This is a genomic window from Pseudomonas sp. P5_B2 (assembly GCF_056400445.1).
The window spans coordinates 1-1,660 of record NZ_JBFULH010000789.1 but is presented as its reverse complement, the minus strand read 5'-3'; the positions used below and the strand labels follow the sequence as shown (position 1 = coordinate 1,660).

The 1,660-nt window shown below is 58.6% G+C and carries 2 protein-coding genes; both read left to right on the top strand.

What is annotated here, in order from left to right:
• Positions 1–34 precede the first annotated feature (34 nt).
• Complete coding sequence (gene peaB, locus AC1DRJ_RS26800; protein ID WP_477804809.1) at positions 35–1,465, top strand: quinohemoprotein amine dehydrogenase maturation protein; 1,431 nt, start codon at positions 35–37, stop codon at positions 1,463–1,465.
• A gap of 1 nt (position 1,466) precedes the next feature.
• A partial coding sequence (gene qhpC, locus AC1DRJ_RS26795; protein ID WP_477804808.1) for a quinohemoprotein amine dehydrogenase subunit gamma occupies positions 1,467–1,660 on the top strand: 194 nt, incomplete at its 3' end.

The following is a 1,660-nucleotide window of genomic DNA, read 5'->3' as shown; positions in this document are numbered from 1 at the left end:
GCCCCGTACAACGGGGTTTGCACAGGAGGTTGCAATGGGCGCTATTTTGAATCTGGTTGAACGGAACCTGCACGAAGTGCATGTCGACGCCGACCGCATGCTCTTTCACATCCCCAGCAGTTCGCTGTTCGCCAGCGATGAGCTGACCGGCACCATCATCGATACCTTGCGCGGTCCCGGCTGTTCGTCGGACGACTTGATCCAGCGCCTGGCGGCGCGTTTCAACGGTGAAGAAATCACCGAGACCCTGCGTGAATTGATTTCGCTGGAACTGGTCAGCGACGGTTCGCCGCTGACCCCGGACATCGGCACCAAGCGCGTCGAACGCACGGCGATCAACACGGTGGTGCTCAACGTCAACACCGGCTGCAATCTGAGCTGCACCTACTGCTACAAGGAAGACCTCGACAAGCCATCGGCGGGCAAGAAAATGGACGTCGAAACCGCTGTCGCCTCGGTCGAAATGCTGCTGCGCGAATCCCCGGACGAAGAGCGTTTTACGGTTGTGTTTTTTGGTGGAGAACCGCTGAGCAATCGCAAGCTGATCGAGTACATGGTCGACTATTGTGAAAAGCGGTTTGCCGAGGCCGGCAAGTTCGTCGAATTCGTGATGACTACCAACGCCACGCTGCTCACCGAAGACACCGTGGACTACCTCAATGCCCACCGTTTCGGTTTGTCGGTGAGTATCGACGGGCCAAAAACCGTGCACGACCGCAACCGTATCACCGTGGGTGGGCAGGGCACGTACGACGTGGTACGGCGCAAGGCCGAGATGCTGCTATCACGCTACAACAGCCGTCCAGTCGGCGCGCGGGTGACCTTGACCACCGGCGTCACCGACGTCGAAACCATCTGGGACCACCTGTTCAACGAACTGGGCTTTGCCGAAGTCGGGTTTGCCCCGGTGACCTCCGGCGACATCAGCAGCTTCAACCTGAGCAGCGACGAACTGGTCGAAGTCTTCGCCAACATGAAGAAACTCGGTCGGCGTTATCTGGAAGCGGCACTGGAACACCGCAACATCGGTTTTTCCAACCTGCATCAGTTGATCACCGACATCCACGAAGGCCACAAAAAAGCCCTGCCGTGCGGCGCGGGCCTGAAGATGCTGGCGGTGGATCACAAGGGCGAACTGAACCTGTGCCACCGTTTTACCGGTTCGTCGCTGCCGACTTTCGGCAACGTGCACAGCGGCGTCAAACAGGTCGAGTTGAACGACTTCCTGTCCCAGCGCCTCGACCGTACCAACACCGGTTGCGAGGACTGCCAGATCCGCAACCTGTGCTCCGGCGGCTGCTACCACGAAAGCTACGCCCGCTATGGCGACCCGACCCACCCGACTTATCACTACTGCGAACTGATGCGTGACTGGGTCGACTTCGGCATCGAGGTCTACACCCGGATCATGGCCAATAACCCTGCGTTTATCAGCAGCTACATCACTCCGCGCAAGGCTCACTGATATGAAACATCTCAAGGCAATCAATAATAAAGCGCTGAAAATGGACGCGGCCGCGGCCGAAAACCGTATCGAAGAAGTGGTGGCGATGAGCTCCGTTGCGGGCTGTGCCTCGACCACCGACCCAGGTTGGGAAATCGATGCGTTTGGTGGTGTGTCGTCGCTGTGCCAGCCGATGGAAGCCGACTTGTATGGCTG

What these genes read in the sequence shown, in the direction of transcription:
- peaB (WP_477804809.1), top strand. Translation starts at nt 35, where the DNA reads ATGGGCGCTATTTTGAATCTGGTTGAACGGAACCTGCACGAAGTGCAT.